25 protein-coding genes are annotated in these 22,864 nt (G+C 71.1%); 15 read left to right on the plus strand and 10 right to left on the minus strand.

Features of this window, described 5'->3' with window-relative positions:
- Positions 1-61 precede the first annotated feature (61 nt).
- The 7 genes from A3CE_RS0114750 to A3CE_RS0114780 all read left to right on the plus strand — a co-directional run bounded on the left by A3CE_RS0114750 (position 62) and on the right by A3CE_RS0114780 (position 8,849).
- Entirely contained in the window at positions 62-1,057 is a 996-nt protein-coding gene (locus A3CE_RS0114750) for a LacI family DNA-binding transcriptional regulator (protein ID WP_020640864.1), read from the plus strand.
- A 103-nt stretch (positions 1,058-1,160) separates the two neighbouring features.
- Complete coding sequence (locus A3CE_RS0114755) at positions 1,161-2,705, plus strand: sugar ABC transporter ATP-binding protein (RefSeq protein ID WP_020640865.1); 1,545 nt, start codon at positions 1,161-1,163, stop codon at positions 2,703-2,705.
- The gene (locus tag A3CE_RS0114760; RefSeq protein WP_020640866.1) at positions 2,702-3,703 is read left to right on the plus strand and encodes an ABC transporter permease; all 1,002 of its coding nucleotides are present in this window, start codon (positions 2,702-2,704) and stop codon (positions 3,701-3,703) included. Before A3CE_RS0114755 ends, A3CE_RS0114760 begins: the two co-directional genes overlap by 4 nt.
- 22 nt (positions 3,704-3,725) lie before the next feature.
- The gene (locus A3CE_RS0114765) at positions 3,726-4,712 is read left to right on the plus strand and encodes a substrate-binding domain-containing protein (RefSeq protein WP_020640867.1); all 987 of its coding nucleotides are present in this window, start codon (positions 3,726-3,728) and stop codon (positions 4,710-4,712) included.
- A 24-nt stretch (positions 4,713-4,736) separates the two neighbouring features.
- Positions 4,737-6,143, plus strand: coding sequence for an L-fucose/L-arabinose isomerase family protein (locus A3CE_RS0114770; protein WP_020640868.1), 1,407 nt, complete (start codon positions 4,737-4,739; stop codon positions 6,141-6,143).
- 273 nt (positions 6,144-6,416) lie between these two features.
- The gene (locus A3CE_RS0114775; protein ID WP_020640869.1) at positions 6,417-7,913 is read left to right on the plus strand and encodes an alpha/beta hydrolase; all 1,497 of its coding nucleotides are present in this window, start codon (positions 6,417-6,419) and stop codon (positions 7,911-7,913) included.
- A gap of 72 nt (positions 7,914-7,985) precedes the next feature.
- A complete protein-coding gene (locus A3CE_RS0114780) occupies positions 7,986-8,849 on the plus strand; it encodes an SGNH/GDSL hydrolase family protein (RefSeq protein WP_020640870.1) in 864 nt (287 codons plus the stop codon).
- A gap of 46 nt (positions 8,850-8,895) precedes the next feature.
- Here the strand turns inward: A3CE_RS0114780 and A3CE_RS56505 are convergent, their stop codons facing one another.
- A complete protein-coding gene (locus tag A3CE_RS56505; protein ID WP_043790860.1) occupies positions 8,896-9,120 on the minus strand; it encodes a hypothetical protein in 225 nt (74 codons plus the stop codon).
- A 104-nt stretch (positions 9,121-9,224) separates the two neighbouring features.
- Here A3CE_RS56505 and A3CE_RS0114790 point away from each other — a divergent pair, with 104 nt between their 5' ends.
- Positions 9,225-9,665 (plus strand): GNAT family N-acetyltransferase, encoded by a 441-nt coding sequence (locus A3CE_RS0114790; protein ID WP_020640872.1) that lies wholly within the window; start codon positions 9,225-9,227, stop codon positions 9,663-9,665.
- Positions 9,666-9,667: 2 nt separating this feature from the next.
- On the opposite strand, the gene A3CE_RS0114795 is transcribed toward A3CE_RS0114790, so the two are convergent.
- On the minus strand, positions 9,668-10,354 hold the full coding sequence (locus A3CE_RS0114795) for a hypothetical protein (protein WP_245589525.1): 687 nt from the start codon (positions 10,352-10,354) through the stop codon (positions 9,668-9,670).
- A 439-nt stretch (positions 10,355-10,793) separates the two neighbouring features.
- Here A3CE_RS0114795 and A3CE_RS0114800 point away from each other — a divergent pair, with 439 nt between their 5' ends.
- Positions 10,794-11,969, plus strand: a complete 1,176-nt coding sequence (locus A3CE_RS0114800; RefSeq protein ID WP_020640874.1) for a lytic transglycosylase domain-containing protein — start codon at positions 10,794-10,796, stop codon at positions 11,967-11,969.
- 5 nt (positions 11,970-11,974) lie between these two features.
- Positions 11,975-12,229 (plus strand): hypothetical protein, encoded by a 255-nt coding sequence (locus tag A3CE_RS0114805; RefSeq protein ID WP_020640875.1) that lies wholly within the window; start codon positions 11,975-11,977, stop codon positions 12,227-12,229.
- 148 nt (positions 12,230-12,377) lie between these two features.
- On the opposite strand, the gene A3CE_RS0114810 is transcribed toward A3CE_RS0114805, so the two are convergent.
- A complete protein-coding gene (locus tag A3CE_RS0114810; RefSeq protein ID WP_020640876.1) occupies positions 12,378-13,148 on the minus strand; it encodes a TetR/AcrR family transcriptional regulator in 771 nt (256 codons plus the stop codon).
- A gap of 60 nt (positions 13,149-13,208) precedes the next feature.
- Between A3CE_RS0114810 and A3CE_RS0114815 the strand changes: the two genes are divergently transcribed.
- Positions 13,209-13,622, plus strand: a complete 414-nt coding sequence (locus tag A3CE_RS0114815) for a DnaJ family domain-containing protein (RefSeq protein ID WP_026468494.1) — start codon at positions 13,209-13,211, stop codon at positions 13,620-13,622.
- Here the strand turns inward: A3CE_RS0114815 and yidC are convergent.
- Complete coding sequence (gene yidC, locus A3CE_RS0114820) at positions 13,605-14,261, minus strand: membrane protein insertase YidC (protein WP_020640878.1); 657 nt, start codon at positions 14,259-14,261, stop codon at positions 13,605-13,607. The genes A3CE_RS0114815 and yidC overlap by 18 nt on opposite strands.
- 63 nt (positions 14,262-14,324) lie before the next feature.
- On the minus strand, positions 14,325-14,597 hold the full coding sequence (locus A3CE_RS0114825) for a DUF6412 domain-containing protein (RefSeq protein WP_020640879.1): 273 nt from the start codon (positions 14,595-14,597) through the stop codon (positions 14,325-14,327).
- 70 nt (positions 14,598-14,667) lie between these two features.
- On the opposite strand from A3CE_RS0114825, the gene A3CE_RS0114830 reads away from it, so the two are divergent.
- The 3 genes from A3CE_RS0114830 (at position 14,668) to A3CE_RS0114840 (ending at position 17,421) form a co-directional block, all read left to right on the plus strand.
- Positions 14,668-15,789: a metallophosphoesterase gene (locus A3CE_RS0114830; RefSeq protein WP_245589526.1), complete on the plus strand. Its 1,122-nt coding sequence runs from the start codon at positions 14,668-14,670 to the stop codon at positions 15,787-15,789.
- A 94-nt stretch (positions 15,790-15,883) separates the two neighbouring features.
- Positions 15,884-16,687, plus strand: a complete 804-nt coding sequence (locus tag A3CE_RS0114835; protein ID WP_020640881.1) for an alpha/beta fold hydrolase — start codon at positions 15,884-15,886, stop codon at positions 16,685-16,687.
- Positions 16,688-16,773: 86 nt separating this feature from the next.
- The gene (locus A3CE_RS0114840) at positions 16,774-17,421 is read left to right on the plus strand and encodes an HAD family hydrolase (protein WP_020640882.1); all 648 of its coding nucleotides are present in this window, start codon (positions 16,774-16,776) and stop codon (positions 17,419-17,421) included.
- On the opposite strand, the gene A3CE_RS0114845 is transcribed toward A3CE_RS0114840, so the two are convergent.
- Positions 17,411-17,878, minus strand: a complete 468-nt coding sequence (locus A3CE_RS0114845) for an NUDIX hydrolase (protein WP_020640883.1) — start codon at positions 17,876-17,878, stop codon at positions 17,411-17,413. The two genes, A3CE_RS0114840 and A3CE_RS0114845, sit on opposite strands and share 11 nt — an antisense overlap.
- 112 nt (positions 17,879-17,990) lie before the next feature.
- On the opposite strand from A3CE_RS0114845, the gene A3CE_RS0114850 reads away from it, so the two are divergent.
- The gene (locus tag A3CE_RS0114850) at positions 17,991-18,437 is read left to right on the plus strand and encodes a DoxX family protein (RefSeq protein ID WP_020640884.1); all 447 of its coding nucleotides are present in this window, start codon (positions 17,991-17,993) and stop codon (positions 18,435-18,437) included.
- 73 nt (positions 18,438-18,510) lie between these two features.
- On the opposite strand, the gene A3CE_RS0114855 is transcribed toward A3CE_RS0114850, so the two are convergent.
- The 4 genes from A3CE_RS0114855 to A3CE_RS0114870 are packed head-to-tail and all read right to left on the minus strand — an operon-like array spanning position 18,511 to position 22,430.
- Entirely contained in the window at positions 18,511-19,113 is a 603-nt protein-coding gene (locus tag A3CE_RS0114855; RefSeq protein WP_020640885.1) for a GTP-binding protein, read from the minus strand.
- Positions 19,094-19,465, minus strand: coding sequence for a DUF742 domain-containing protein (locus A3CE_RS0114860; protein WP_020640886.1), 372 nt, complete (start codon positions 19,463-19,465; stop codon positions 19,094-19,096). Before A3CE_RS0114860 ends, A3CE_RS0114855 begins: the two co-directional genes overlap by 20 nt.
- On the minus strand, positions 19,462-19,878 hold the full coding sequence (locus tag A3CE_RS0114865) for a roadblock/LC7 domain-containing protein (protein ID WP_020640887.1): 417 nt from the start codon (positions 19,876-19,878) through the stop codon (positions 19,462-19,464). The genes A3CE_RS0114860 and A3CE_RS0114865 overlap by 4 nt, the downstream gene beginning before the upstream one ends.
- Complete coding sequence (locus A3CE_RS0114870; protein ID WP_020640888.1) at positions 19,878-22,430, minus strand: sensor histidine kinase; 2,553 nt, start codon at positions 22,428-22,430, stop codon at positions 19,878-19,880. Before A3CE_RS0114870 ends, A3CE_RS0114865 begins: the two co-directional genes overlap by 1 nt.
- Between the last annotated feature and the right edge of the window lie 434 nt (positions 22,431-22,864).

Here is a 22,864-nt window from a genome sequence, read left to right on the forward strand (position 1 = left end):
GATTACCGACGCGCTATGGTGGTCCTGAACACGGAGGACGACGAGAGCGAACGAGGACGCGGTGGCGACGATCTCGGACGTGGCGGCGCTGGCCGGGGTCTCGACCGCGACCGTCTCGCGGGTGCTCAACGGCAAGTCCACAGTGGACCCGGCACTGGCCGAGCGGGTGGCCGCCGCGGTGGCGGAGCTCGGCTACACGCCGAACGGCCTCGCGCGCAGCCTGCGCCGCCGCGAAACCGCGGTGCTCGCACTGATCATCTCCGACGTCGAAAACCCCTTCTTCACGGCCATCGCGCGCGGGGTCGAAGACATGGCACAGGCCGCGGGGTTCTCGGTGATGCTGTGCAATTCGGACGAGAACACCGCCAAGGAACGCCGGTACGTCGAGGTGGCGGCGCAGGAGCGGCTGGCGGGCGTGATCATGTCGCCGACCACCCGCGAGAGCGATGTCGGACCGCTCATCGCGCAGCGCACGCCGATCGTGACGATCGACCGCCGCCTCGGTTCGGCGGACTGCGACGCGGTGCTCGTGGACTCGCACACCGCGGCCCGGGAAGCCGTCCGGCACCTGGTTTCCCGCGGATACCGGCGGATCGGCTGCGTCGCCGGCCCGCCGGGCGTCACCACGGCGGACGAGCGGCTCGACGGTTACCGCGAGGGACTCCGCGAGGCAGGCCGGAAATACTCGGCGAAGTGGGTACGGCGCTGCGAATTCCGCGAAACCGGCGGCCGCGAAGCCGCGACCCAGCTGCTGGCGAGACCCGATCGGCCGGACGCGCTCCTCGTGTCGAGCAGCACGATGGCGGTGGGCGTGCTGCAGGCGATGGCCGAACTGGGCCTGCGCCCGGGCCGCGACGTCGGGATCGTTTCGTTCGACGAAGCACCGTGGGCGACCCTGATCTCACCCGCGTTGACGGTCGTCGCCCAGCCGGCTTACGCGATGGGCCGGCTGGCGGCACGCCTGCTGCTCGACCGCGTCGCCGACGGCGGTGACCGCCCGGCGACCACGACGACGATGGCGGCCCAGCTCATCGTCCGGGCCAGTTCGACCCGCTGAGCCGGCCCGAAGGTCCGCCCGAAGTGACGCTTGACACACCACCCCGCCCACCCTAGCGTCGAGTAATCGATTACTCCCATCTTCCGCCGACGCGAGGGGTGTCATGGAAGAGCCGGGTACCCCGCTGGTCGCGATGAGCCGCGTCAGCAAGGCCTACGGCGGCACACTCGCCTGCGACCACGTCGACTTCACCGTGCGCCGCGGCGAGGTGCACGCGTTGCTCGGGGAAAACGGCGCCGGCAAGTCGACGCTGATGCGGATCCTCTCCGGCGACGTCACCGGGCACCGCGGCACCGTCGAAATCGACGGCGAGCCCGTCGTCTTCGGCGGACCGGCCGACGCGCAACGCCACGGCATCGCCATGATCCCGCAGGAGCTGGATCTCGTGCCCGGGCTTTCGATCGCCGACAACATCTTCCTCGGCCGCGAGCCGCACACGAAGGCCGGCACGCTCGCGCGGCAGAAGACGCACCGCGCGACGCGGGAACTGCTCGCCCGCACCGGGATCGCGCTCGACCCGAAACGCGCGGTCGGCGAGCTGCGCACCGGCGAGCAGCAGCTCGTCGCCATCGCCAAGGCACTCGCCCTCGACGCCCGCGTGCTGATCATGGACGAGCCGACGTCCGCGCTCACCGGCGCCGAGGTCGAGCGGATGGCCGAGGTGATCGGCGAACTGCGCGACGCGGGCGTGGGGATCGTCTACATCTCCCACCGCCTCGAAGAAATCGGGCGGATCGCCGACCGGGCCACCGTGCTGCGCAACGGCCGGGTCGCCGCCGGGTTCACCGCGCGCGACCTGACCGTCGAGCAGGTCACCGAAGCGATGCTCGGCCGCCCGGTGCAGGCGCTCTTTCGCGTCAAGCACGGGAAAACCGGCGGGGAGCTGCTTCGCCTCGACGACTTCGCGCTGCGCCCGCGACGGCACCGGCCCGGCCGCCGCGAACCCGACGGCATCTCGCTCACCGTGCGCGCCGGGGAGATCGTCGGCCTCGGCGGCCTGCTGGGCTCGGGCCGCACCGAACTGCTGGAGACGCTGTTCGGCGCGGGCACGCCCGGGCAGTGGCGGGGGCGCGTGTGCCTCGCCGGCCGGGAGATCCGGCCGAGAAGCCCGCGACACGCCGTCAAGCTCGGGCTCGCGCTGGTGCCGGAGGACCGCCGGATCGCGGGCCTGGCCCTGGATCATTCGGTCCGGGCGAACACCGTACTGTCCGTTGTGGACAGACTGGCGACGGCAGGCCTGCTGACCCGGCGACGCGAGAACGAAACCGTCGCCGAGGTGCTCCGCGAGCTGAACGTGAAGGGCGCGCTCGCCGATCCTGCGGGCACGCTTTCGGGTGGCAACCAGCAGAAAATCGTGCTCGGCCGGGCGCTGCTCACCGAGCCGGAACTGCTGCTGCTCGACGAGCCCACCCGAGGTGTCGACGTCGGCGCGAAGGCGGAGATCTACCAGCTGCTGGCCGCCGCAGCCGCGCGTGGCATCGGCGTGCTGCTCGCGTCGTCCGAACCCGCCGAGCTGGTCGGGCTGTGCGACCGCGTGGTCGTCCTGCACGAAGGCCGCGGCGGCCAGGAGCTCGACACGCACGACGCCGGGGAGGCCGAGCTGCTCGCCGCGGCGATGGGCGGCGCCGCGACGAGAGGGATCCGATGACCGCCACCGAATTCCTGCCCGGCCGGGTCGCGAACGCGCTGTTCCGCTTCCAGAGCCTGTTCGGCCTGGTCCTCGTGCTCGCCGCGGCGATCGCGTTTTCGCCGTCCCACGACGGCTTCCCGGATTTTCTCACCAGCGACAACCTCTTCAACGTCGTCCGCGCGATCTCCGAGATCGGCATCATCGCCGTCGGTATGACGTTCGTGATCCTCATCGGCGGGATCGACCTGTCGGTCGGCGCGGTGCTCGGGCTCGCCGCGGTCGGCTCGGCGGTCCTGCTGGTCGACGACGGCCTCGGGGTGCTCCCGGCCGTGCTCGTCGTGCTGGCCGCGGGCCTGGTCTTCGGTCTGCTGCAAGGGATCGCGTCGGCGGTGTTCGGCATCCAGGCGTTCATCGTCACCCTGGCCGGGCTGCAGGTCGCTCGCGGGCTCGCCCGGATCTGGTCGGGCGGGCAGGGCGTGCAGATCTCCTACGGCGACGGCCCCGGCGAGGCCCCGGTCGCGTTCTCCCTGCTCGGCGAACGGACGTTCAACGGGCTGGTGCCGATCCCGGCGGTGATCTTCGCCGTGGTCGCCGTCGCGGCCATCGCGTTCCTGCGCACCAGCGCGTTCGCCCGGCACGTCTACGCGATCGGCGGCAACGAGAAGGCCGCGCGCCTGTCCGGCGTCGCCGTCACGCGGGTCAAGGTGCTGGTCTACGGCCTGAGCGGGCTGCTGGCCGCGCTCGCCGGGATCATCCACGCCGGCCAGCTGAACCAGGGCAGCCCGAACGACGGCAGCGGCTACGAGCTCGACGCCATCGCCGCCGTCGTGATCGGCGGCACCGCGCTGTCCGGCGGCCGCGGCTCGGTGTCCGGCACCGTCGCCGGCGCGCTCCTGCTGGGCGTGCTCAACAACATCCTGGCGCTCACCGGCGTCGACCCGAACGTGCAGCTGCTGATCAAGGGCCTGGTGATCGTCGCCGCCGCCGGACTGCAGCGGCTGCGTCCGGTGTCTTGACCGCGAAAGAGGGGAAGAAGGAATGTCCGGAAAGCACTGGGCGATCCTCGTGCTCGTCCTGGCCGCGACTGCCTGCGGCACCACGCACGAGAACTCCGGCCAGGGCGCTTCGACGTCCGCGCCGGCCTGCAAGGGCAAGGACGGCAAGTACACCATCGGGGTCAGCCAGGCCAACCTCGGCGAGCCGTACCGCAAGCAGATGGACGACGACATCGCCCGGGCGGCGAAGCAGTACCCGCAGTTCACCGTCGAGTTCGCCGACGCGCAGCAGGACAACGCCAAGCAGGTCGCCGACGTCGAAAACTTCCTGACCCGGCGGATCGACCTGCTGGTCATCAGCCCGAACGAGGCGACCCCGCTGACGGCGGTGGTGAAGAAGGCCTACGACAAGGGCATCCCGGTCCTGGTGCTGGACCGCAAGGTCGACGGCGACGCGTACACGCAGTGGATCGGCGCGGACAACGTCGACATCGGACGGCAGGCCGGGCAGTACCTGGCGGACGAGATCCTGCCGCGGGGCGGGAAGATTGCCGAGATTCGCGGGCTCGCCGGGTCCACCCCGGCCAAGGAACGCCAGGACGGCTTCGCGAAGGGCATCGAGGGCCGCGGCATCGACATCGTGACCACTGTGGATGCTGACTGGTTGCGCGAGAAGGCCCAGCAGCAGGCGGACGCGATCTTCAAGGCGCACCCGGAGATCCAGGCCGTCTACGCCCAGAACGACCCGATGGCCGAAGGCGCCTACCTCGCCGCGAAGGCGGCCGGCCTGGATCAGAAGGTCAAGTTCCTCGGCATCGACGGCCTGCCGATCCCGCCCGGTGGGATCAAGGCGGTCGAAGCGGGCCGCCTCGCGGCGACGTTCGTCTACCCGACGGGCGGCCGCGAAGCGGTGGCGTCGGCGAAGAGCATCCTGCTCGACTGCGCCAGGCCACCGAAGACGCAGCTGCTGCCGACGCAGCTCGTCACCCGGGCGAACGCCGCCGAGGTGTACGCGAAAGCCAACCGCTGAGCGCGGCCCACGAAAGGATTCCGCATGGCACGCATCGGCTTGATCAGCCTCTCCGACGGCCGCGACTACGTCCACAGTGGAATCGTGGGTTTCGTCCGCGGCACCGAGGACAGGCTGGCCGCGGCCCTCGCCGAAGCGGGCCACGAGGTCGTCCGGGCTTCGGCGCCGGTGTCCGCCAGCACTGTGGCCACCTCGGTCGCCCGCGAGATCGAAGCGGCCGGAGTGGACCTGACCGTGCTGCACTACTGCGTCTGGGCGTTCCCGCACTTCACGATGCTCGCCGCGGGCGCGCTCAGCGGGCCGCTGGTCCTGGTGGCGAACCCGGACCCGGTGCAGCCCGGCATGGTCGGGATGCTCGCCGCGGGCGGCGCGCTGGACCAGATCGGGCGGCGGCACAGCCGGCTCTGGGGCGGCCCGTCGTCCGCCGCCGCCGCGATCGGGCCGCGCGGGAACGCGGCGGCCGCCGTGGCGAAGCTGCGCGGCAGCACGTTCGGCCGGATCGGCGGGCGGCCGATGGGGATGAACACCGCCGTCGCCAACACCGACCAGTGGCAGCGGCAGTTCGGCGTCGACGTCGAGGAGATCGACCAGTGGGAGGTCGTCCGGCGCGCCGAAGCGGCCGACCCGGCGGAGAAGCGGACGGCGCGGGAGTGGCTGGAGCGGCACGCGACTGTGCGCTACGACGGCGTCAAGCTGACCCCCGATCTGCTGGAGCGGCAGATCGGGGCGTACCTCGCGATGCGGTCGCTCATCGACGAATGGCACCTGGACTTCACCGGCGTCAAGGGCCAGCCCGAGCTGACCCAGCACTTCGCGACGATGGACGTCGCCGAGGCGTTCCTCAACGACCCGTACGACTGGAACGGGCCGAAGGAAACCCACGTCTGCGCCACCGAGGCCGACATGGACGGCGCGCTCACCATGCAGCTGATGAAGCACCTGTCGGGCACGCCGGTGCTGTTCGCGGACGTCCGCCACTACCACGCCGAGCGGGACATCTGGGACCTGTGCAACTCCGGCCAGCACGCGACGTGGTTCGCCGCCCGCAGCGACGACCCGGCGGAGAACCTGGCCCGCGTGACCCTGCATCCGGAGGTGTTCTTCTTCCCGGCCGGCGGTGCTTCGGTACACCACATCGCCGCACCGGGCCGGATGACGCTGGCCCGGCTGACCCGTCTCGACGGCGCCTACCGCCTGCAGCTGATGCTGGGCGAGTTCGAGAACTACGACGACGCGACGACCGCGGCGCTCGAAGCCCAGTCGACCCCGGAGTGGCCCCACGCGTTCGCCCGGCTCGACGTGCCCGCGGAGACGTTCCTCGCGCGCTTCGGCGCCAACCACATCCACGCGGTACCGGGTGACCGGCGGCCAGAGCTGAGGGAGGTGTGCGAGCTGCTGGGGATAACCCTGGACGAGTTCACCCGTGGCTGAGCAAAACTGTCGGTGCCTGCCGCTGGCGTGGAAAACGGGGGCTGCTCGGTTCGCCTATCGACTTCGACCTTGCTTGATCTTTTACGGTCGGCAGCAGTGCGACGCCGCCGGCCGGTGAGACTGCACCTGGGGGTCAGCCTCACCGGCCGGCGGCGTGCCGGGTAATCGTCCACAGTGGACGTCTCAGCCCGGTTCACCTGGGAAGCTGGCGCGCGCACCGGATCGGTGATTTATTGGAGCCGGTCAGGCACGGTCGGTAAGGGGAGGCTGGCGATGGCAGAGGTACGCAAGCGGCTGCTGACGGCCGTGGCGGCGGCAGCGGTACTGGGCAGCCTGCTGACGGCGGCACCGGCTTCGGCGGCGGAAACCGTCGATTGGAAGCCGTGTGCGGACGCGCCGGAGATCGACTGCGGCGCGGTGACCGTGCCGATCGACTGGGCGCACCCGGACCGCGGCACCACGACCGTCGCGCTCGCCCGGCGCAAGGCCACGGACCCGCAAGCCAGGATCGGCTCGATCCTGATGGACCCGGGCGGCCCCGGCGGATCGGGCGTGGACGAGGTCAAGTACGGCTGGACACTCTCGCCGGAGATCACCAAGCGGTTCGACACCGTCGGCTTCGACCCGCGCGGAGTCGGCGCCAGCACGCAGATCAAGTGCGGGCTCGACGAACTGATCGCCGACCATCCCGTGGTGCCGCGCAACCAGGCCGAGTTCGAGCAGCTCGCGCAGTACAACCGGAAGCTCGGCGAAAGCTGCGCCCGGCTCACCGGGCCGCTGGCGCGGTTCGGCGACACCAAGAGCGTCGCGCGGGACATGGACGTCATCCGCGCCGCGCTCGGCGACCGGAAGCTGACCTACTACGGCGTCTCCTACGGCACGCTGATGGGCCAGCAGTACGCCGAGCTGTTCCCGGACAAGATCCGCGCGCTCGTGCTGGACAGCAACATGGACCACTCGCAGTTCACCACATGGGGGTTCCTGAACAGCGAAACGCAGTCGGTGCAGGCGGAGTTCGGCGAGTTCGCCGCGTGGTGCGGCCGGACGCCGAGCTGCGCCTTGCACGGACAAGACGTCTCCAAGCTGACGCGCGCCCTCCAGAACAAGGCCGCGCGCGGGGAGCTGAAGGACCCGGAGAGCGGTGAGCCCATCACGCCGCTGGACCTCGCGTCGATCATCCGGGCTCACTTCTACGGCCCGGACTGGGACCTGCTGGCGAAAACGCTCAAGTCGTTCGCGGACGGCACCAAGCCGGCCGCGTCGGCGAAGCTGAAGGACGACATCCCGGTCAACACCGTGTTCCAGAGCGTGTTCTGCGACGACTGGCGTCTGCCGGTGCACAACTTCGCCGAACTCGAGACCTACCGTCGTGCGGCCGCGGCGTTCGCCCCGGACGTCAAAGTCAGCTCGCTGGGCTGGGCCGCGATCACGGGCTGCATCGGCTGGCCCAGCCAGGCCGACAACCCGCAGCACCCCCTGCGGCTGCACGGTGCGCCGCCGTTGCTGATGCTGAGCAGCAAGCACGACCCCGCGACGCCGTACGCGTGGTCGCGTGCCGCCGCCCGGCAGAGCGGCAGCACGCTGCTCACCTACGACGGCTGGGGCCACGGCGCGTACTTCAAGAAAAGCCAGTGCGTGGTCACGGCGACCGACGACTACCTGATCACCGGCAAGCTGCCGGCCGAGGGCACGCACTGCGCCGCGGTCGAGCCGGGCACGGCACAGGCCCGGGTCGCCGGACCGAAACCGCCTTCGACAACCGGCTTCTGACGCTTCCGTCGCGTGGCCGGAACGAGCAGAATCGGTTCCGGCCACGCGACGCTGCGGGGAAGGGAGCCGGACATGGGGTTCAGGGGCAGGACTTTCCACCGGATCCTGATCGGAGCGGCGGTCGTCCTCGCGCTGGCTTCGCTGACGACGGCGCCGGCCGAAGCCAGGATCGGCCACGGCGGGTACCTCGCCCTCGGTGATTCGGTGGCGTTCGGTTACCGGCCGGGCGCCGTCACCCCGCCCGCGGACTACCTGAACCCAGCCAACTTCCGCGGATACGCGGAGAAATACGCGTCCCTACGCGGGCTTCGGCTGGCGAACGCGTCCTGCCCCGGCGAAACGACGGCGAGCATGCTGACCCCGGGCGCGCAGAGCAACGGCTGCGAGAACTCCCTCGGTTCCCCGGCCGGCTACCGAACGTTGTTCCCGCTGCACGTCAGCTATCCGGGAACCCAGGTCGAGTACGCGGTGCGGTACCTGCGAACCCACCCGGACACCCGGCTGGTGACGCTGACCATCGGTGCCAACGACCTGTTCCTCTGCCAGGACACCACGCCGGACCACTGCACGAGCTCGTTGCCGGCCGCGCTCGACCAGGTGAGCCGGAACCTCGCGACGATCCTCGGGGCGGTGCGCGCCCACTACCGCGGCGACCTGGCGCTGGTGTCGTACTACTCGCTCGACTACCGCGATCCGGCTCAGGTCGCGCGGGTGAAGGCCACGGACGCGGCTTTGGCTCAGGTGACACGTCGTTACCACGGATTTGTCGCCGACGGATTCACGGCGTTTCGATGGGCTTCCCTGCGTGCCGGTGGGGATCCTTGCGCCGCCGGGTTGTTGATTTCGCTGCCGAGTGGAGGTTGCGATGTTCATCCCACCGCTGCCGGCCACTGGGCTTTGACTACCGCTCTTGCCGTGGCTGTTGCTCGTCATTGATTTCGCCGGACCTCGGAACGGCAAACCGGCGCCTGGGCAAAAAGCACTACCGCGGCCGGCGCCGCCAGAGGCCGGTGACCACCGCCAGTGCGCGAGCGCCCGGGGACGGCGCCCGGACCGCCGGCTCCGGGCCGATCCTGCGTCGCATCCGGTAGGCGAGTTCCAGCACTTCGAGGTCTTCGGGGCGGCGCCTGCCGTGGACATCCGGCCGGAGCATCAGCTCCCCCACCGTGACTGGCCTGCCATTGGCACGGTGCGCCGTGCGCGCCATCGGGAACCTCCGCTTGATTTGCCGACCGGGACCCCGATCATATGAATCAGATTCGGGTTCGTCACCTTACTGGCGAGTTCTGTCCGGTGCGTTAGCCTCGCGACATGATCATTACTGGGGATCTCACCATCGACGACCGCTCGACCTGGGAAAACCTGTTCGCCGGCTACAACACCTTCTACGGCAGGACACTCGCGCCGCAGTGGGTGGACAGAGCCTGGCGGGAATTCGCGAGCGGCGAGCGGATGCACGCACTGGGCGCGCGGCTCGACGGCGAACTCGTCGGCATCGTCCACTTCCTCACCCACGTCAGCACCACTTCGGCCGACGTCTGTTACCTGCAAGACCTCTTCACCGACACGAAAGCCCGGGGACGCGGGGTCGGCCGGGCCCTCATCGAAGCCGTCGCCGAGTGGGCGCGGGCTCGGGGGTGCGCCCGTGTCTATTGGCACACGCAGGCTTCCAACACCGCCGCCCGGCGGCTCTACGACCAGGTCGCGCTCGACAAGCGGTTCATGCAGTACCAGATTCCGCTCGGCTCGTAACGTCAGCGACGGTGCCGGCCCCCACCGCCGCCGCAACCGTGGTGGCCACCGCCGAAGTACCCGCCGGGGCGATGGCCCGCGGACGGCGCCTGCCAATCCGGGACCGCCGGGCGGCCGCGCGACCAGAGCGGGACGTCCGGGATCTCGTGGCGCACCGGCGTCACCTGCTGGTGCGGCTTCGGTTTCGCCAACTCCGGCACCTTCGTCTTGCCGACGACCTTCACCGCTCGCGCCAGCTTCCCGCGGTGCACGACCGGGTTGACGGAATCCGGTTCCGGCTCGACGGCTGCCGGAGAAATTCCCTCTGATTCCCCGGTCGGTGCTACGGAATCCGGATTCGGTTGAACCGGTGGCCGCACGCCGCGCGACGGCGGCGGCAACGGCACCAGCGCGACCGCCGGGGGTTCCAGGCCGACCGGCGGCCAGGCCGCGCCCGCGCTCCGCTCGACCGGCATCGACACCGCCGCGCTGACCCCGCCGGTCAACGCCAGCGCCCCGGCGACCACCGAGAACACCCGCAGCCGCGCCAGCGAACGCAGTACCTGCGGTTTCTCACGATGACGCGCCCGCGGCAGCACGACTGTGTCGTCGTCGCGATAACGGTCGCGCGCCGCGTCGGACCGGACCAGCAAGTCGGCGACAGTGACCTGCCCACGGACCCGCTCTCGGCGCGGAGCCTTGCGTGCCATCAAACCCTCCACCATGGGCCGGCCGGACGGCGGCAACGCGTCCGGACGGCCGATCATAGGAATGGTCCAGCGTTCTGTAAAGGCTCGTTCACCCGCGGTTGAGACCGGCCTGGCGCGCGCGGGGTTCGCGAGCGGCCGGATCCGCGCCGCCGACGGCGAGCGCGTCCGCGGGGAAGGACCGTAGGGAAGGCCCCGTGGAAGACCCCATGGAAGGCGCGGACAAACTGTCCTCGGCACCCCGTCAAGTTCTGGTGAATCCGACAGATTTCCTACGAAGGTTTTGTGCCATCCAGACGAACTTCTCGGTGACGGCCGGTTTTCGCTGTTCCATTCGCCAAAGTTCGGTTCCATCGGATAGCTTGCTCCTACCGGTCAGTACCGGTGGGTGGGGCCGATCGGGTGAGGCGATCAGCGAAGATCGAGGGAAGCGGGGACGACCATGCCGAAGCACCGGCCACGTCGCAAGAGCACGCGATCGGCGGTCCGGCGGACCGCGGCCGCGCTCGCGGGTGGGGCGCTCGTCGTGCTGCCCACGTTGACGACGGGCCTGCCGACGCCGGTCGTGGTCGCCGACGCCGGCAACGGCAATGTCCTGCCCGACCGGGCCGCCGCGCCGCTCCAGCAGCCGAACATCGTCATGCCGCCGATCGCCGTCGACGGCAGCCTGCCCCAGCCGCCGCTGCCCGAGCCGCTGGTCGTGCCGGGCGGGCGCGCCGGCTCGGCGGGCATCTCCGGGCCGCTCGGCATCCCGGCCAGCATGGTCAAGGCGTACCGGAACGCCGCGGACATCCTCGCCAAGGAACAGCCGAACTGCCACCTCGACTGGGCGCTGATCGCGAGCATCGGCCGGATCGAGTCGAACCACGCGCGCGGCGGGTATGTCAACGCGGCGGGCGACACGCTCGAGCCGATCCTCGGCCCGGTGCTCAACGGGGCCGGCGCGTTCGCCGCGATCCCGGACACCGACGGCGGCAAGTACGACGGCGACGCCCGGTGGGACCGCGCGGTCGGCCCGACGCAGTTCATCCCGTCGACGTGGCGCGGCTACGCCTCCGACGGCAACGGCGACGGCGTGTCGAACCCGAACAACATCTACGACGAGGCACTGGCCACCGCGCGCTACCTGTGTTCGGGTGGCCTGGACCTCTCGACGGACGCGGGACAGCGCATCGCCGTGCGCCGCTACAACAACTCGCAGTCCTATGTGGACACCGTGATGGCGTGGGCCGCGGCCTACCGCGGCGGGGTGGCCCAGCTGCCCGACAGCCAGGTGCCGATCGGCGCGCCCGACGCCCCGGACGCCGCCGCGGCGGGCAGCCCTGCGGCCATCCCGGCGCCGCCCGCGCCCCCGGCACCGCCCGCGCCGCCGGTGACCGCCCTACCGCCGGGCTCGCTGCCGGCCGGCAGCACCCCGCCGGGGACGACCCCGCCGTCCACCAAGCCGACGCCGACCAAGCCGACCCCCACCACGGACCCGGCCACCCCGCCGTCGACGCCCACCACCCCGCCGACGACGACCTCGACCACCACCACCACGCCGAGCACGGCGGCCAACACCCCGGCCGACACCGCGGGCACCCCGACCGAGACGACCACCACCAGCCCGGCGGGCTGAGCGCGGTGGAGCCGTTCCTGGTGCACATCCGCTGCGACACCGACGGCTACACCCATGCCGTCACCGAGGAGGAGTTCGCGGCGGGGCGGCACGACGGGCGGTTCCGGGCGGTGTGCGGGCACGTCGTGCTGGCGGCACCGATGATCGAGGCGCCCGGCCGGTTCGACCCGGTGTGCCGCGACATCCTGCGCGGGGACGGCGAACCACCCGCGGTGCCCCGGCAGGAGCGGCGCCGGTCGCGGTGGCGCAGCCGCCGCTAGTGTCGCGCGTCCGAGCTTCGTTGACCGCGCGGCGGCGAGGGCGAACGTCCTGAATGACTCATTCAGGTCTTCGGAGGTCCTGAATGAGTCATTCAAGACCTTTGGCCCGGGCGATCGAGCCTTGCCGGGGTGGGCGAGCGCTCTGGCTCTAGCGGACCAGGGCCTCGATGCCGTCGAGCATCCGGTCGAGGCCGAACGCGTACGCCGTGTCGCCCTGGGCCTTGGCGCTCTGGTCGAACCCGCCGCCGAGCCAGATCCGGTTCATCGACGGGTGCGCGTCGACCACGAAGTAGTTCTCCCAGAACGAAGACCGCTGGTGCCACCAGGCCTCGGTCGACTGACCGGTGCTGCGTTCGAGCCGCGCGTCCTCCGCGCCGAGCGCCGCGTTCGCGTCGACGTACGTGCCGATCCCGCTGGCCGCCGCGACCGCCTGCCGCGGCGACAGTCCCAGACCATCCATAATGGACAGCAGGTACTCCTGCCCGGCCAGCTGACCGGGCCCGAGCGGCGGCCGGACTCGCGACACCTCGCACAGCCACGGGTGCCCGCGGTAGGCCTGCCACGTCCGTTCGGCGTACAGCGCGACCTGCTCGCGCCAGTCGCCGGGACGCGGCTCGCCCGGCCCGGGCAGCCGCCGCTCGACGAGCACGTCGTCGACCATCAGGTCCACCAGCTCGGCCTTGCCGGGCACGTAGGTGTAGAGCGTCATCGTGCCGGCGCCGAGCTCCTTGGCGACGCGGTGCATCGACGCGGCGGCGAGCCCGTCGGCGTCCGCGACCGCGATCGCGGCGGCGACGATCCGCTCGATCGTCAGCGTCGGGCGACGGCCCCTGGTCGGTTCGGGGGCACCGCCGCGGGCCCGCCAGAGCAGCGCGAGCGTGCGGTCGACGTCCTCGGCACCAGTGCGTTCGACGGTCATGCGCTCCCCTCGCTCCTCGCTCGGAGATTACCCTGGAAGCGGACACAGGGGGTGTGACAGATGACGCGACGCAAACCACCCAAGGTCTCTTTCCGCTGGTGGGTGGACCGCCAGCTCGCCGAAGCCCGCGAACGCGGCGAGTTCGACGACCTGCCGGGCACCGGGAAGCCGCTGCCGAAACCCACCGGCAACGACGCGGCCACCGACTGGGTGCTCCGCGAGGTCAGGAGGGGCGGGCACGACACGAAGGCGTTGCTGCCGCCGGCCCTCGCGCTCAAGCGCGAAGTCCAGGACCTGCCGGAGACCCTCGCGGCGGAACGCACCGAACAGCGCGTGCGGGAGCTCGTCGAGGACCTCAACCGGCGGATCCGCCAGGCCTACCTCAACCACCACACCGGCCCGCCGCTCACGGTGGCGCTGGTGGACGTCGAGGAGGCCGTGACGGATTGGCGGCGCTTACGAGCCGCGTCGTAACAACGCCCGCTCCGCCGTGCTCCACGCGGTCGTGGTGAGCAGGTAGATGCCGGCGGCCTGCGGCAGGACGAGCGTCGCGAGCACACTGCCGTAGGGCAGCAGCCGCAGCAGCTTCCCACCGGGAACGGCCGCGGTGGCGTCGCGGTGACGGTCCTGCCACCGCACGGAGAACCACGCGACGACGGCGAGCCCGGCCGCGACGACGAACACCAGCGGGCTGCCGGCCAGGCCGTGTGCGCCCAGCGGCGTCCCGAACAGGGTCGCGCCGAGCAGCGAGTTCGGCTCGCCGCCGATCGTGGCCGTCGTGAACAGCCGGTACATGACCGTGAAGAACGGCAGCTGCAGCAGCAGGGGCAGGCAGCCGGCGAACAGCGAGGTCCCGGACTCCTGCTGCAGCTTCGTCACCTCCGCGGCCAGCCGGTCCCGATCGCCACCGTGCTTCTCCCGCAGGGCCCCGATTTCCGGCATCAGGGCAGCCCGGGCACGTTCGCCGCGGACCGCCGACCGGGCGAGCGGGTGCAGCAGCAGCCGCACGCCGAGGGTGAAGACGACGATGGCCAGCGCCGTCGAGAGCGGGCCGGTGAGCGCTTGGATCAGGTGGTACGCGCCTTCGACGGGCACGTCGAGAAAGCCGAACATGGGCAGCACTCCGCATGAGTGGAAGGGGTGAGGGTGAGCGGAATGGCTGCGTCGAAGCGGTTCCTACGCAGCCGTGCTGCGGGAACCGGGTGCTCGTGGGCGGCTTCGGCCCGGCCTGCCCGGGTCGCGGAGCCGGATCGACTCGGCGCGCCGGGCCCGGCGGCGCAACGCCGTGGCGCGGCTGCGCACCGGCGCCGACCAGAGCGCGAGCTCGGCGCGCTGGGTGCTGCCGACGAGCAGTACGACCAAGAGGCTCGCGGCGGCGAGGGAAGCGAAGGCGACCAGCGCGGTCGGGCTGGCCAGCACGGGGAACGCCAGCTCGAGCAACGTGTGCACGGCGCCCCCCTTCCTTCCACCACCAGAGTAGCGAAAACGCTAACAGCCCGATGGGCTGTAACCTGGTTCGATGAGAGGCCAACTAGTCGTCGTGCCGATCCTGGCGCTGCTCCTGCTGTTCGCCGTCCCGTGGTGGACGCTCGTGCTCGCGCCGGACTGGGGCACGGCGGCCACGATCGCCGGCACCGCGGTGTTCGCGCTGGGCCTGGTGACCATGCCGGTCGCCATGGTCCGCGGCCACGGCCGGCGCCAGCGTGACGGCGGCGCACGCCTCGGCGACTCCCTGCTCGCCGTGATCTGGGTGCTGTTCAGCTGGTCCGTGCTGAGCCTGGTGCTGCGGGTCGCGCTGCTCGGCGTCGAGGACCCGGCGCGGTCGCGGATCGTCGCGGGCATCACGGCCCTGGTCGCCGTCACGCTGCTCGTGCACGGTAACCGCGTCGCCATGCGCGTGCCGCCGGTGAAGGCGGTCGACGTCGTCATCCCGCGGCTCGGGCCCGGGCTCGACGGCCTGCGCGTCGCCGTGCTGACCGACACCCACTTCGGCCCGATCGACCGGACGAAGTGGTCGGAAGAGGTCGTCGCGGCGGTGAACGCCCTGGAGGCGGACGTCGTCTGCCACGCAGGCGACCTCGCCGACGGCGCGGTGGCGCGGCGCCGCAAGCAGGTCGACCCGCTCGGCGGCGTCCAGGCCGGGCTGGGGCGGTTCTACATCACCGGCAACCACGAGTACTTCGGCGAGGCGCAGGCCTGGCTCGACCACATGGAAGGGCTCGGCTGGGACACCCTGCACAACCGCTCGACGCTGCTCGAACGCGGCGGCGACCGGATCCTCTTCGCCGGCATCGACGACCCGACCGGCACGGCGTCCGGCCTGCCCGGCCACGGCCCCGACCTGGCCCGCGCGCTGGACGGCGCCCCCGCCGACGTCCCGGTGGTGCTGCTGGCCCACCAGCCGAAGCAGGTCCGCGAGGCCCGCGAGGCGGGCGTCGACCTGCAGATCTCCGGCCACACGCACGGCGGGCAGATCTGGCCGTTCCACTTCCTGGTGCGGTTCGACCAGCCGACGCTGTCCGGCCTGACCCGGCACGGGGAGACCCAGCTGTACAACAGCCGGGGCACGGGGTTCTGGGGCCCGCCGTTCCGGATCTTCGCGCCCAGCGAGATCACGCTCCTCACCCTGCGCCGCGCCTGAGAGGATCACCGAAAAACTTTTTTGTCTTGACAGTGTCAATAGTCGGCTGTCAGGCTGTCCTCGTACGGTCACCCGGCCAAACGAGGAGAGTTCCATGAGCACGACGGTTTCCGCAGACGGCACGAAGATCGCCTACACCCGGGCCGGATCCGGCCCCGCGCTCGTCCTCGTCGACGGAGCGATGTGCTACCGCGGCTCGTCCCCCAACGACGCGCTGGCGAAGGAGCTGGCCGCGCACTTCACGGTGTACACCTACGACCGCCGCGGCCGCGGGGAGAGCACCGACACCGGGCCGTACACGGTCGGGCGCGAGGTCGAGGACATCGCCGCGCTGGTCAAGGAGGCGGGCGGCGAAGCGTTCCTGTTCGGCATCTCCTCCGGCGCCGCACTGGCCCTCGAAGCGGCTCGCAGTCTCACGGTGCCGAAGCTGGCGGTGTACGAACCGCCGTTCGTGGTCGACGACACCCGCCCCCGCGTCCCGGCCGACTACCCGGCGCGCCTCGACGCGGCGCTGCGGGAGGGCAAGCGCGGCAAGGCGGTGAAGATGTTCATGACCGAAGGCGTCGGCCTGGGCAAGGCGACGGTGGCGATGATGCGGATCATGCCGTTCTGGGTGAAGCTCAAGCGCGTGGCCCACACGATCCCGTACGACACGGCCCTGGTGGCGGACCACCAGTCGGGCCACCCGCTGCCGGCGGCCTGGCCGGAGGTGAAGATCCCCACCCTGGCCATCGACGGCGGCCGGAGCCCGGAATGGATGCGCAACGGCGTATCGGCGCTGGCGAAGGTCCTGCCGTCGGCGGAGTACCGGACGCTGCCGGACCAGACGCACCTCGTGAAGGCACCCGCACTGGCCCCGCTGCTGACGAAGTTCTTCCTGAGCCAGGCGGCGGCCTGAAGACGGGGCAGGCCGGGCTGTCGAGGCCTTCCGGTCTCGTCACAACTCCCTTGCCTGGACGATCACCGACCGGGCAGGGTGCAGACGTGCCCACCCGCGCCCTGGTCTTCGACTTCGACGGCACGCTCGCCGACACCGAGTCCGCCGTCCTGCAGGCTTGGCAGGAGGTCTTCCGGGACCACGGCACCGAGCTGCCGATGGAAGCCTGGTACGCCGTCATCGGCACGCAGCACACCACGCCCGCGATGTTCGCCCTGCTCGCCGAGCACGCTCCGGGCATCGATCCCGAAGCGATGCGGCCCCACACGCGCGCCCGGGTCCTGGAGCTCCTCGAAACCCTCGGTCCGCGCGAAGGCGTCCGGAGCTACCTCGAGACCGCGAAGGACCACGGCCTCAAGCTCGCCGTCGCCTCCAGCTCGTCCGGGGCCTGGGTGAACCCGCACCTCGAACGGCTCGGCATCGACCGCTACTTCGACGCCGTCCTCACCGGGGACCGCCACAAAGCCAAGCCCGATCCGGACCTCTACCTCGCCGCGCTCGACGCGCTCGGAGCCGGTGCGGGCGAGGCCATCGCCTTCGAGGACACCCCGCACGGCGTCACCGCCGCCAAGGCCGCCGGGCTGACCTGCGTCGCCGTGCCGAACGCCATCACCGCGAACCTCGACTTCGGGCTGGCGGACGTCGTGCTGCCGTCGTTCGCCGCCAAGCCCCTCGAGGCCCTGCTCAGCCGCTGACCAGCGCCAGCAGCCGGTCCAGGAACGGCAGCTGGCCCTTCACCAGCTTCTCCCGCGCGACCGCCACGGAGAACCACGCCACCCGGTCGACCTCGGGGAACTCCTGCTGCTTGCCCGATCGCGGCGGCCACTCCATCGAGAACGTCCCGGGCACCACCGCGGCCGGGTCGAGGTCGGCTTCCACCGCCCACGCCGTGACGACCTTGCCGCCCGACTGCTTCACCACGCCCAGCTCGACGTACTCGCCGCCGGGTGCCGGCAGCCCCAGCTCTTCCTCGAACTCGCGCCGCGCCGCCTTCTCCGGCGGCTCGTCCGGGTCGAGCTCGCCCTTGGGCAGCGACCACGCGGCCGCGTCCTTCTTCGCCCAGAACGGCCCGCCCATGTGCCCCAGCAGCACCTCGACGTCGTCGCCGCGGCCGCGGTAGAGCAGGAGCCCGGCACTCTGTTTGCCCGCCATCCACCCAGCATGCCGAACCCGGTGGAAAAAGTTCCGGCGGGGTTGTCGATCCGGCGGTGACCCGCTCGACGCGTAGGCAGAAGACCAGCGGAACCCAGGGAAGGAACCCACCATGACCGCCACCATCGCCCGCGAGACCCAGACCACCGCCACCACCCCGGCCAAGACCCAGGTCACCGGCATCGTGGTCGGCGCGAGCAGGATCGTGATCTCGTTCCTGTTCGGCTTCCACGGCCTGCAGGGATTCGGCTTCTTCGGCGGGATCGACGGCCAGGGCGGCGGCGTCCCGTTCGGCTCGTTCCCCGGCTGGTGGGGCAGCGTCTTCGAACTCGGGGGCGCGTTGCTGCTGCTCGCCGGGCTCGCCGCCAGGCCGGCCGCGATCCTGCTGTCCGGCGTGATGGCCTACGCCTACTTCACCGTGCACGCCCCGATGGGCCTGCTGCCGCTGCAGAACATGGGCGAGCCCGCCGCGGTCTACGCGTGGGTCTTCCTGCTGTTCGCCGCGATCGGCCCGGGCCGGTTCGCGCTCGACAACCTGCTCAAGCGCCGCCGCCGCTGAACCCACAAAAGTCCGTGAATGGCACATTGAGGGACTCTAAGTCCCTCAATGTGCCATTCACGGGCTTTTCGGGTCAGTAGCCGCCCTGGGCGGCTGCCAGGTCGGACCGCGCCATCACGTGCTCCATCAGGCTGGTCAGCACCTGCTTGGTCGACTCGCGCTCGCGGGCGTCGCACAGCAGCAGCGGGACGTCCATGCCGACGTCGAGCGCCTGCCGGACCTCCTCGGTGCCGTACCGGTACGCGCCGTCGAAGCAGTTCACGCCGACGACGAACGGCAGGTTGCGGCGCTCGAAGAAGTCCACCGCGGCGAAGCAGCTGTCGAGCCGCCGGGTGTCGGCCAGCACGACGGCGCCGAGCGCGCCCTCCGCCAGCTCGTCCCACATGAACCAGAACCGGTCCTGCCCCGGCGTGCCGAACAGGTACAGGATCAGGTCCGGGTTGATCGTGATGCGGCCGAAGTCGAGCGCGACCGTCGTGGTCGTCTTCTGCTCGACGCCGGCCAGGTCGTCGACTCCCTCGGACGCGGTCGTGATGACCTCTTCGGTCCGCAGTGGCGGCACTTCGCTCACCGAGCCGACCATCGTGGTCTTGCCGACCCCGAACCCGCCGGCGATGAGTACCTTGACCGCGGTCGCGGTCAGGTTCCGCCGGGGGTCAGAGTTTCCGGATGCCATCAAGAACCGCCTGCAATACGTGTCGGTTGGGGGATTCCTGCGCCGGTGCCGCGGTACGGAACAGCACCAGGTTCTGCTCGATGAGGTCGCTCAGCATCACCTTCACCACGGGCAGCGGGAGGTCCACCCGGGCGGCCACCTCGGCCACCGAGACGGGCCGCTGGCACAAGGCGATGATGCGCGCGTACTCCGGTTCGAGCATGCCCGCTTCGTGCGCAGTACGCAGCGCGACCACGAGCGTGATGAGGTCGAGCCCGAGCGTGTCCGACCGGGTGCGGCCGCCCGTGACCGCGTACGACCGGACGAGCGGACCGGCTTCGTCGTCGAACCAGGCTTCGTGCCGTGCGCTCATGGCGTCGGCTGGACGCCGGCGCCGGTGCGGGGCGCGGAGGTGAGGACCTGTCCGACTCGCTTCACCATCAGGTTCATCTCGTACGCGACCAGCCCCATGTCCGCGTCTTCGCGGGCCAGCAGGGCGAGGCAGGCGCCCCGTCCGGCCGCCGTCACGAACAGGAACGCGTGGTCCATCTCGACCATCGTCTGACGGACGTTGCCGCCGCCGAAGTGCCGTCCGGTCCCGCGGGCCAGGCTCTGGAACGCCGAAGCGACCGCGGAAAGGTGTTCTGCGTCTTCCTCGGAAAGGTTGCCCGACCTTCCGATGAGCAGGCCGTCCGAGGACAGCACCACCGCCCGGTCCGCCCCGGCGACCCGCTTGACGAGGTCGTCCAGCAGCCAGTCGAGCTCGTGGGCGCCTGAGTTGACCATTACTCGCGCTCTCCGTACATGTCGTCGTTCTCGGAAAACTCTTCGTCACGGGCCCGCCGGGTGCCCTGCTGGAAGGCGGACAGCCTGCTGCGGGCGACCTCCGGCGAATCCAGCCTGACCTCTTCGCGCTCCGCGGCCGCCACGGGCTTGTCCTCCCGCAGCTGGGGAACGAGGCTCTGCTGACGTCGCCGTTGCGGCAGCGGCGGGCGGCCGGGTGCCTCGGGGCGGCGCGGCTGCTGCGGACGGCCTTCGGGGGTCGACGCGGCCCGCGGCTCCTGCGGCGGCCACGCCGGCTGCTGCGCGGCCGGACGCGCCGGGCGCGAGATCCGGGCGGGCGGGGCGGGCGGCCGCACCGGGGCGACCGGCTGGGCCTGCGTCGGCTGGCTCATCGGCTCCGAAACCGACCCGACCGGGACCGGCGTCGGCGCTGACGGCGGCTGCTGCACGGACGGCTGCTGAACAGGCGGCGGGACGGTGACCGGCGGGACGACCGCGGGCGGCGTCACGGCCGCGGGAGCCGTCACGGGCGCCGGCGGCGCGGCAGGCGGCTCGGTGCGGTGGCGGGCCGGGCGGCGGACCGGCCGCTTGAGCGGCGCGACCTCGTCGTTGGCCGTGGTCTCCGGCTCGACCGGGTTCGGGACGAGCTCCGGCTTCGGCGGGGTGATCGGCTGCTCCGGCTCGCTCTCGGCGAGCGGGGCGAGCAGGTCGGTGCGCACCAGCACGATGGCCCGGGTGCCGCCGTAGGCCGACTCCCGCAGGTGCACCTGGATGCCGTGCCGCGCGGCCAGCCGCGCGACCACGAACAGGCCGAGGCGGGGCTCGTCCGACAGCGCCATGATCCCGAAGTCCGGCGGGTCGGCCAGCATCGTGTTGATCTCTTCGGTCTGGTCCGGCTCGAGCCCGAGGCCCTGGTCCTCGACCTCGATCACGACACCCTTGCCGACCACGTTGCCGCGGATCTCGACCCGCGACTGCGGCGGTGAGAACGCCGTCGCGTTGTCGATCAGCTCGGCCAGCAGGTGCACGAGGTCGCCGACGACCGGGCCGCGGACGGCGATCTGCGGCAGCACCGCCGTCTTGACCCTGGCGAAGTCCTCCGTCTCGGCGGACGCGCCCCGGACCAGCTCGGCCAGCCCGACCGGGTTGCGCCACTGACGGCCCGGCTGCCCGCCGCCGAGGATGATCAGGTTCTCCGCGTTCCGGCGGGCGCGGGTGGAGAGGTGGTCGAGCTGGAACAGCGTGTCCAGCTGCTCCGGGTCCTCCTGCTTGCGCTCGGCCTGGTCGAGCACCTTGAGCTGGCGGTGCACGATGACCTGGCTGCGGTGGGCGATGTTGAGGAACACCGCCTTGGTGCCCTCCCTGGTCTTCGCCTCGTCGATGGCGGCCGCGATGGCGGTCTGCTGCGCCTTGTTGAACGCGTCGGCGACCTGGCCGATCTCGTCGGTGCCGTGGTCGAGGAAGTGACCGCCTTCTTCGAGGTCGACGGGCTCACCCGCCTGGACCCGGGCGACCAGCTCGGGCAGCCGCACCTCGGCCGCGTCGAGGGTGTCCTCGCGCAGCCGGTGCAGGCGGCCGATGAGCCGGTTCGACAGCCGGACGGCGACGAACACCACGAAGACCGCGAACAGGACCGCGACCACGCCGGCGATCAGCGACTCGGTGAACGTCGAGTCCGCGTCGTCGATCGCGGCCTGGCTCGCGTTCGAGCTCTGCAGGACGAAGATGCCCATCAGCGCGGTGCCGACCTGGCGGGCGGCGGTGCGCCACTGGTCCTGCGGCACCGGCAGCTTCGACAGGTCGCCGCGCAGGAACGCGGTCTCGACCTGGGTCACCGTCTGCCACGGCTGGCTGGCCAGCAACTGGTCGTACTTGGCTTTGACCTCGGGGATCAGCTTCGACGCCGACGCGTCCAGCTGGGCGTGGTAGGCACCGACCTGGCCGACGTAGGTGCGGAAGTCGTCGTTGGTCAGCCCGCCCGCGGCCAGCCCGGCGGCGGCGAGCGCGTCACTGCGCTGCATCGCGTCGGCCGCGGTGAACAGCGGGATGGCGGTCAGCCGGTCGAAGGCGTTCTGGGCGCCGCGCGCGTTCTGCGCGAGCCCGGTCACGCCGTCGATGAACTGGTCGATCATCTTGTTGTAGTAGGCGAAGGCCTGGCCGATCTGCATCTGGCCGCCGTCGATCGCCTGACGGTTCGAGGGCAGCTGCTGGAACAGCCCGAAGAACGTGGTGATGTTCTTCAGCACGCTCGGCGGGGTGTCGCTGTAGTCGGCGAAGTTGTCCTTGAGGTACTCGATCGTCTTCGCGGCGTTCTCGTCCGTCTTGGGCCGGACCGCCGCGAGCGCGGCGCGCTGGCTGCTCTGGCCCGCGAGCAGGCTCAGCGTGGCCTGGCGCTCCTGCTGCAGCGAGGCGAGGAACGGGATCGACGGCGCCTCCGAGCCACGGATGCGGTTGGTGTAGTCCCGGCCCGTGACGGCGTCGTAGATCAGGTAGCCCGCGAGGGCCACGCCGACGAGCAACAGCGCGACACTGGGGACGAGCGCGATCGTGAGCACGCGCTTCCGAATCGAGGATCCCCGGTTGCGTCGAAGAGAAATCTGCTTCACCTGGGTCCGTTTTCCTTCCGGCAGTACATGGTTTCGGGTCGCCCGAGGTGGTCTGCACCCGGATTCCGACCAGCCGGATCAACATCACCGTGGTCTCTTCGCCCGCGACGACGTTAGGCAGCCCCTCTGGGCGCGTCAAGTCCGTGGCGAGAACGTGATCTTGGAACGGTGACCCCTCAACACTTGCTGCCTGCGCTTCGAAAGTCCACCACTGCAAGTCGTGACCTTCGTCGCAGGGCCACTTTGCGTTCCACGCACGTATGTGAGTACTGGAAGCGCTCCCGGATCCGCCGCGCGTCCCGGCCGGGCCCACTACGTACGACAGCGCCGAATCGTTCGGTGACGAACATCACGACTTCGCGGCCGCGGCCTCGCGCGGGCAC

This window comes from Amycolatopsis balhimycina FH 1894, assembly GCF_000384295.1.
GTDB classification, from domain to species: domain Bacteria; phylum Actinomycetota; class Actinomycetes; order Mycobacteriales; family Pseudonocardiaceae; genus Amycolatopsis; species Amycolatopsis balhimycina.